This window comes from Siccirubricoccus deserti (genome assembly GCF_014283215.1).
In the GTDB taxonomy this organism is placed as follows: domain Bacteria; phylum Pseudomonadota; class Alphaproteobacteria; order Acetobacterales; family Acetobacteraceae; genus Siccirubricoccus; species Siccirubricoccus deserti.
The window spans coordinates 1-7,855 of sequence record NZ_JACOMF010000108.1 but is presented as its reverse complement, the minus strand read 5'-3'; the positions used below and the strand labels follow the sequence as shown (position 1 = coordinate 7,855).

Below are 7,855 nucleotides of genomic sequence, written 5' to 3'. Positions count from 1 at the left end.
CTCGGCCGGGTCAGCCGAGAACGATGGCGCGACCTCCGCCAGCGCCTTGAGCCGAGGCGTCTCGCCCGAACCCTGCGCACCCGCTTTCGCCGCGATCCAGCAGGATATCTCGCCGCACTCGAGCACCAAGCATGCCAGCAAGCTTTGCCAGCCTAGTTTTTTTTAAGCGTCATGGCGTGCCGGTCCAGAAAGCGCCAGACCGTGCTGGGCGCAAAGGCGGCGCCGTGCTGCCGGTGCAGCATGCCGGACAACTCCACCAGGGTGATATCCACCTGAGCCTCGACCGCCGCCAGAATGGCATCTCGGTAGACTTCGATCCGCCCCGACCGCAGGTCACCGCCTTTGGCCTTGGCTTGGGTGGCGCCCGTGGCACGCCAATCCCGCACCCAGCGGACCGCCGTCGCAGCCGCAACCCCGAAGCGATCGGCCGCAGCGCGCCGCGACAGGCCGCCCTCAACCGCTGCAATCAGCCGAGAGCGCAGATCTTCAGACAGGGTTCTCGCCATGCAAGCTGGCCTCCGCGCCCAGCCAGCAGCGTGAATCAGATTTCAAGGCCCAGGGGAATCCCCAATGACTCTGATCGTTCGGATTTTGCTCTAGGTGTTTGGTCCCGGCTCTGAGGGCCGGCGTACGGCCCGCGGCGAGCGCTTCGACGCAACGTCGGACACCGCCGCACATGGGACCCTACCGCTAGGCATGGTGGCAGAGGTAACAAACCTCGAAACCGGGCAGTCCGAGCGCGTCACCATCAGGGACCGGGGGCCTTACGTCGGCGGACGGATCATTGATGTCACTCCGCAAACAGCCGAGCGTCTTGGCATGAGGCGGCAGGGAGTCGCACCAGTCGAAGTCACACCGCTAACAGTGCCGTCATCATCAGCGGGCAGTTCGGGCGGGAGGGACGACCCGGCTAGATAAATGGTGCGGCATTCACCAAGACACGTAAGCCGTACCAAGCGGGCGGCCACCGGGGCGGCGCAGCACAGCCACGACCGGCGGTGAGCGGAGACGATGGCAAGCTCCGAGAGCGCGAAGGTGGCGGCGAGTTCCAACATGGCCACGCCCTATGGCATCACGAATCGACCCTGCACGGTGTGCCCGTCCGGCATGCGACCGCTCACCACCACCCGCGCACCAGCCACGATCGGCGTATCGAGGGCGGCTACGAAGGCATCGCCGCTCGCCGCCAGGTTAACGGTGCGATTGGCCTGGCCCTCCTGGATGGCGAGCCGCGCGGTGTCGCCGGCGCGCGGTGCCGCCACCCGTCCATGGTCGATGAGATAGATGCGGACGTTGGTGGTCTCCGCCACCAACTCGACCTCATGCCCCGCGCTGCCGGCGAGCAGCCCGCCATGCGGTCCGCGGCGCTGCGCCATGGCAGGTGTGGCGGCGAGACCGGCCAGGATGGGCAGAAGTGCAAGATTGTCGCGCCGGTTCATCAGAGTGATCTCCTTGATGGTGTCAGTAGGTTTCGGCGGCGCGGGTTGCGCCATCAGAGCGGGCTTCGTCGCGCAGCGCACGCAGCCGCTCCAGCGGCCTGCGCCCGAAGACAAGGAAGAGCAGCGGCGTCAGCACGGCATCCAACAGCGTGGCGCTGACCAATCCGCCGAAGATGGTCACCGCCACCGGATGCAGGATCTCCCGGCCCGGCTCATCGGCGCCAAACAGCAGAGGTACCAAAGCCAATCCGGCACAGAGCGCCGTCATCAGCACCGGCGCCAAACGCTCCTCGCTGCCGCGCTGCACCAGGGCGCGGTCGAATGTCTCGCCGTCAGTCAGCGCCAGGTTGAGGTAATGGCTGATCTTGAGAATGCCGTTGCGCGCGCTGATGCCGGCCAGCGTGATGAACCCCACCATGGAAGCGACCGAGAGCGACTCCCCCGCAATCCACAGCGCCGCGACGCTGCCGATCAGCGCCAATGGGATATTGCCCATTATGACCAACGCCAGCGCGGTGGATCGGTAGCGCGCATGCAGCACGACATAGATCAGTGCGAGCGAGACCAGCGCCAGCAGGCCGATGGTCCGCGCCGCTTCCTCTTGTGCCTGAAACTGCCCCTCGATCCGCACTGCATAGCCCTCGGGCAGCGGCGCCTCGGCGATCGCGCGGCGCATGTCGGCGACCGCCGCAGCGGCGTCGCGCACACCGTCGGTATTGGCCGAGACGAAGATGCGGCGCTGTCCGCCCTCGCGCAAGAATTGGTTCGGCCCGTCCGTCTCCTCGATGCTGGCAATCAGGCGCAGGGGAATGAAGCCCGCGGGCGTGGAGACCAGCAGCGCGGCCAGACCCTCGGTCGAGCGGTCGAGGTCGGCCAGGCGCATCACCACGTCGAAGCGGCGATTGCCCTCGACAATCTGTGAGACGATACGGCCATTCGACAGCGTCTCCAGCGCCTGCACCACCTCCGCCGGCGGGATGCCATACAACGCCGCGCGGTCGTAATCGGGGGTGATCCGCATCTGTGGAATGCGGACCTGCTGCTCGACCAACACATCCACCAGCCCCGGCAGCCGGGCGAAGCGCGCGCGCAGCCCCTCAGCCAGGGTGGTCAGCGTATCAAAATCCGGGCCGAACACCTTGACCGCGATCTCCGCCCGCACGCCGGAGAGCATGTGGTCGAGCCGGTGCTGGATGGGCTGTCCGATACTGATCGAAGCGGGCAGCACGGAGAGCCGCTCACGGATATCGGCCAGCACCTCGGCCCGCGCGCGGCCACTGCGGTGCAGCGCCACATCTAGCTCATTGGAATGGACGCCCTCTGCGTGTTCATCGAGTTCGGCGCGGCCGGTGCGGCGGCCCACGGAATCCACCTCCGGCACTTCCGCCACCAGCCGCTCCGCGATAGCTGCGACCCGGCTCGATTCCACCAGCGAGATGCCCGGCCGGAAGGTGAGCGAGACGAGCGCCGTGCCCTCGTTGAAGGGCGGCAGGAAGCTGCGCGGCAGCAATGTGGCAGCGAAACCGGCCGCGCCAGCCGCCACTCCGGCCAGCACGAAGAGCAGCCGCGCATGGCCGAAGGCCCAGCCCAGCAGGGTGCGGTTGCCGCGCTTAAGGCCGCGCAGCACCAGGCCGTCGCGATGTCCCGGGTCGGCACGTCGCCGCGCCAGCAGGAAGTAGGCCAGCACCGGTGTCACGGTGATGGAGACCAGCAGGCTCGCCAGGATCGCCACCACATAAGCGACGCCGAGCGGCACGAAGAGCTGCCCCTCGATCCCCGGCAGGGCAAACAGCGGCACGAAGACCAGCACGACGATCATGGTGGCATACACGATCCCGGAGCGGACCTCCTGGCTCGCCGCCGCCACCACCTGGATCAGCGGCTGTGGCACCGCCCGCATTGCGTTCTCGCGCAGGCGGCGGAGGATGTTCTCGACATCCACCACCGCGTCATCCACCAGCTCGCCGATGGCGATGGCGAGGCCGCCCAGCGTCATGGTGTTGATGCTCAGGCCGAGGAACTGGAAGACGATCACCGTCACCAGAACCGAGATCGGGATGGCGAGCAGGGAAATCGCCGTCGCCCGCACATCGAGCAGGAACAGCACCAGGATAATGGCGACCACCGCCGCCGCCTCCAGCAGCACCGTCTGGAGATTGCTGATGGAGGCCTCGATGAAGCTGGCTTGGCGGAACTGAACGTTGGTAACGCGCATGCCAGCCGGCATGCTGCGCTGCACCTCCGCGAGCGCCGCCTCGATCACACGGGTCAGCGCCACCGTGTCGGCATTGGGCTGCTTTTGGATGCTGACGACAACGGCCTGGGCGCCGCGATAGCCTGCATCGCCCCGCCGCGGCCTTGCCGCGAATTCCACCGCCGCCAGCTGGTGCAGCAGCACGGACTGCGCCTGGCCGGCGCGCTGCGCCACCGGCGTGCCGCGCAGGTCCTCCAGCCGCTGCGTCAGGCCCAGGTTGCGGATCAGGTACTCGCGGCCCTGCTGGTCCACGAAACCGCCGCCGGAGTTTGTCCCGAAGCGCGCGATGGCGGCCTCGATCTCGGCGGCGGTGACACCCAGCGCCAGCATCGCCGCGGGGTTAGGGGTCACGCGATACTGCCGCACCTCGCCGCCGATTGGGATGACCTGAGCCACGCCGGGGATGGCGAGCAGCAGGGGGCGGAGCACGAAATCCGCCGCCTCCCGCACCTCCATCGGCGCCACGCCCTCGCCGGTAACGGCCAGCAGCATGATCTCGCCCATGATCGAGGTGATGGGCCCCATCTGCGTACTGATGCCGCGCGGCAAGCGTTCGCGCACGAGGGCCAGGCGCTCGGCCACGAGTTGCCGCGCGCGGAACACGTCGGCGCTCCAGTCGAACTCGACAAAGACGACCGAGAGCCCGATGCCGGAGACGGAGCGCACCCGCACCACGCCGGGCATGCCGCTCATCGCCGTCTCGATGGGAAAGGTGACGAGCTGTTCCACCTCCTGCGGCGCCAGACCCTCGGCCTCGCTCAGCAGCGTGACCGTGGGGCGGTTGAGGTCCGGGAAGACGTCCACCGGCACGCGCGGCAGGATGATGGCGCCATAGACCACCAGTACGGCGGCGGCAGTTAGCACAAGCAGGCGGTTGCGCAGGCTGGCGGTGACGAGGAGGTTGAACATGGCCTCGCCCTCAGCGGATCTGGTTGATGAAGCCGGCGCCGCGCACCACGATGCGGGCACCCGCCTCCAGCCCTGCCGCGATCAGCACGCGGTCGGCCGCCAGCGATTCGATGCGGACCGGCGTGGCCTCGAAGCGTTCGGGCCCGACCTGACGCCAGACGATGGTCTCCCCGTTGCCGCCGCGCACCACCGCGGCGCGGTCCAGCACGATGCCCGGCACCGGATCACCGATCTGCGCCAGCACGGTCACCGGCTGGCCGAGGCTGAGGCCCGGAGGAGGCGTCTCGATGGCGAAATGCACAGGCGTCGCCTGCTGCTGCAGGGTGCGGCCAGAGCCCATGAAGCGCAGCGTCATGGGTGGGCCACCGCCCAACGCTGCGCTCACCGCACCGAAGCGCAGGGTGGAAGCCTCGGGTCCGAAAGCCGAGGCCTCGACCCAGAGCCCGGCTGGATCGATGATCTGGAACAGCAGGTCGCGCGCCTCGACTACCTGGCCGGCCTGGATGCCGCCGCTGGCGATCACGCCATCGGCTGGGGCGCGCAGGATTTCGGTGGCGCCGCGGTTCTGCGTCAGCATGGCACGCCGGCGCCGCAACCCCTCCAGCTCGACCTCGATGTCCACCACCTGTGTGCGGATGCCGGCGCCGCTAGCGGCCAGGGTCCGGGCGCGCTGCAGGCGCGTCTCGGCGCTGGCGATGGACTGGTCGATCTCGCCCAGGCGTTCCGCGATGGTGGTGCGGTCGGCGGCGGGCAACGGCGGCTCGATCAGGGCCAAGACATCGCCGCGCCGAACCGTCTGGCCCAGGCGCGGGAGGCCCCCATTGGGCGGCACCACGCGGCCGCCCACGGTGCTCTGGACCAGCCCGCCGCGGTTAGGGTCGCTGACGACCCGGCCAATCAGGCTGATCGCCCGGCCCGCGGCTTCCTCCTGCGCCGCCACGGTGCGGATTTCCAGGAGGCGCTGGGTGGATTTGGCAAGGAACACGCTGCCATCCGGCAAGCGGCGAGGCGCGTCGCTGCGGTTGGCGGGGGCGGCGGGCGCAGCCGGCCCATGATCATGCCCCGGCGCGGCCTGCGCCGGGTCGGGGCCGGCGACCAGGCCCGCCAGCAGGATGGCCACCCAGACTGCACCCCGTCGGTCGCGGCCCCAGGCCCAACCTAGCAGCAGCGTGGTCAGGCCGGTGACCGCCATGCCGAGGAGCGCCACCTTCATTTCCAACGGCCGATGCAGGAAGGCTGCGATGCCGGAGATCACGCCTTGCCCGGCGCTCGCCTCTCCAGAGGCGGTCTCCAAAGCCAGGCTGCCGACAAGCAGGTCGGGCTCCGGCCCGCCTATCGTGATGAAAATCTCGATCTCGCCGCCAGATGGCATGCCCTCTGGCGTGGCGCGATAGGTGCCGTTGGGCCGCGCTTCCACCGCCACCGCTTGGCCATCAATCTCAAGGGCAATTGTCGCATTGGTAACCGGCGCGTTGTCCGCCTGCCGGTCCAAGTAGAGCGTCAGAATGCCGTCGCGAAACACCCCGACGAGCTGGTACATCTCCGATTCGGCGACAAAGCGGGGATGCGGCTGGATTGCACCCGGCACTTCCTCGGGACCGTGGCTGTGTTCGGGGCCGCCCGCGCTCGCGAGGGCCGGACCAGCAAAGAAGGAGAGAAGAATCGTTATGGCAAAGGCGCCCCTGAGGGCACCAAACATCGTCAAGGGCATGGAAACTCCGAGCGAAACGGACACAAGCCGGCGCCATGGCGCCAGCAGGAACGGCGTGTGTCAGACGTTTCGTGGAGGACGATCGGGGCTGTCGAAAGGCGCTATGGGGATGTGAACCGGTGCCGGCCAGGACTTGGTAGTCGGCCTGCCGCGCATGTCAGGGGCTGACCCCGGCGGCATCAGGAACACGACGGAATGGGCGTGGTCCGTCGCAAGCCCATCGGTCTGGGTGTCCGGGCTGTCGCCATGCGAATGCCCTTGGCCAGCGGCAAAGATCTGTACGTCCGGTTCCGTGTCGCCTTCGGCGGAACCTAGCCCAGTCAGCCAAGCCTGTTCGGCTTCCATCGCCTCTGACCAGGCCCGTTGGCTTTCGACACCGGCATGCGCCCATTCGTGCCCGGCCTGCCCCAGAAGCCCGGTCAGGAGCATCAGGGCAGCGAGCAGCAACCGGACACGACGGGCCACACGGTGCATCACGCCCCGGCGCCTACCATCCCGGTGCGGCCTCTGTCCACGCGACAACTGGACGCATTGGCCTATCGAGCGGCCGTTACCAGCGCTGGGGCGGAGGCTGATGGCCCGGTGGACGGTCAGGATACCACAAGCGGAACTCCCCCGGTGGCGGCAAGTGGCCCTGTGGGATGGACGGACGCGCCCAGCCCCAGCCGTCGCGCCGAGCCTCACGATCTCGGCGGTCTCCACCGTGGCGATCGTCCCAGCGCTCCCCGCGGTACTCCCCGCGGCGCTCGCTCCGACCGTTGCCGCTCTCGTCCTTCCAGGGATCGGCTGCAGGCAAGCCCGGCGCGGCGAGGGTGAGGCCCAGGCAGGCGGCGAACAGAGTCAGACGTGCCATGGCGTATCCCCTTATCCTCGCATCATGCAGCAAACGCCTCGAAATGGGAGAAGTCGTGCCTGCCGTGGGGCAGGATCGTGGCGTAATGCTTCGATAACGGAGCAAGTCACGGACCCGAGGTCGATCCCGACGCCACGGCTACCGCTCCTCCGGTGGCCTGACGTGACGAAAGATCCAGAGCAACGCCAGATCGTAGGCGATCTTGAGCACGCCGCAGAGGATGAAGGGCGCCGTCTGCCATCCGGATGCGAAGATCGCGCCGGCAATGGCGGGCCCGGCCGCCGCCGCGAGGCTACGCGGCACCGCCGTGAAGCTGGAAGCCGCCGTGCGCTCCGGTGGGGTGACGACGGCCATCACGTAGGAGGTGCGGGTCGGCACGTCCATCTGCGACAGCGCTGAGCGCAGCAGCAGGAGGCCCAGCGCCCACTCCACGCCCGGCGCGAACATCGCCGCAATAAGGCAGAGGCTCGACGGGATGTGCGTGAAGACCATGGTGTTGATCAGCCCGATCCGCCCCGCGAGCCAGGCCGCGACCGGGAAGGAGAAGGCCGACAGCACCCCTGACCAGAAGAAGAACAGCCCCGCCTGTGCCAGCGAGAGGTCGAAACGCCCGAACAGCCAGAGTGCGAGCAGCGCTTGGACCGCCAGCCCGCCGGCGAAGCTGTCCACGCTGAACAGCGCAGCGAGCT

The 7,855-nt window shown here is 68.4% G+C and carries 7 protein-coding genes; 1 reads left to right on the top strand and 6 read right to left on the bottom strand.

The genetic code is table 11. The features are described 5' to 3' along the window. Nucleotides 1-152: 152 nt before the first annotated feature. Nucleotides 153-506, bottom strand: coding sequence for a helix-turn-helix domain-containing protein (locus H7965_RS27695; protein WP_186773763.1), 354 nt, complete (start codon nucleotides 504-506; stop codon nucleotides 153-155). Between the two features lie 94 nt (nucleotides 507-600). Between H7965_RS27695 and H7965_RS27690 the strand changes: the two genes are divergently transcribed. Further along, nucleotides 601-918 carry a septal ring lytic transglycosylase RlpA family protein gene (locus tag H7965_RS27690; protein ID WP_186773762.1) on the top strand — a complete coding sequence of 106 codons (318 nt, stop codon included), beginning with the start codon at nucleotides 601-603 and terminating at the stop codon, nucleotides 916-918. A gap of 146 nt (nucleotides 919-1,064) precedes the next feature. On the opposite strand, the gene H7965_RS27685 is transcribed toward H7965_RS27690, so the two are convergent. The 5 genes from H7965_RS27685 to H7965_RS27665 form a co-directional block, all read right to left on the bottom strand. Next, a complete protein-coding gene (locus H7965_RS27685) occupies nucleotides 1,065-1,439 on the bottom strand; it encodes a hypothetical protein (RefSeq protein WP_186773761.1) in 375 nt (124 codons plus the stop codon). A gap of 22 nt (nucleotides 1,440-1,461) precedes the next feature. Next, complete coding sequence (locus tag H7965_RS27680) at nucleotides 1,462-4,602, bottom strand: efflux RND transporter permease subunit (protein WP_186773760.1); 3,141 nt, start codon at nucleotides 4,600-4,602, stop codon at nucleotides 1,462-1,464. Between the two features lie 10 nt (nucleotides 4,603-4,612). Then, a complete protein-coding gene (locus H7965_RS27675) occupies nucleotides 4,613-6,142 on the bottom strand; it encodes an efflux RND transporter periplasmic adaptor subunit (RefSeq protein ID WP_186773759.1) in 1,530 nt (509 codons plus the stop codon). A 231-nt stretch (nucleotides 6,143-6,373) separates the two neighbouring features. Continuing rightward, a complete protein-coding gene (locus H7965_RS27670) occupies nucleotides 6,374-6,787 on the bottom strand; it encodes a hypothetical protein (RefSeq protein WP_186773758.1) in 414 nt (137 codons plus the stop codon). A gap of 517 nt (nucleotides 6,788-7,304) precedes the next feature. Then, a partial coding sequence (locus tag H7965_RS27665) for an MFS transporter (protein ID WP_186773757.1) occupies nucleotides 7,305-7,855 on the bottom strand: 551 nt, incomplete at its 5' end.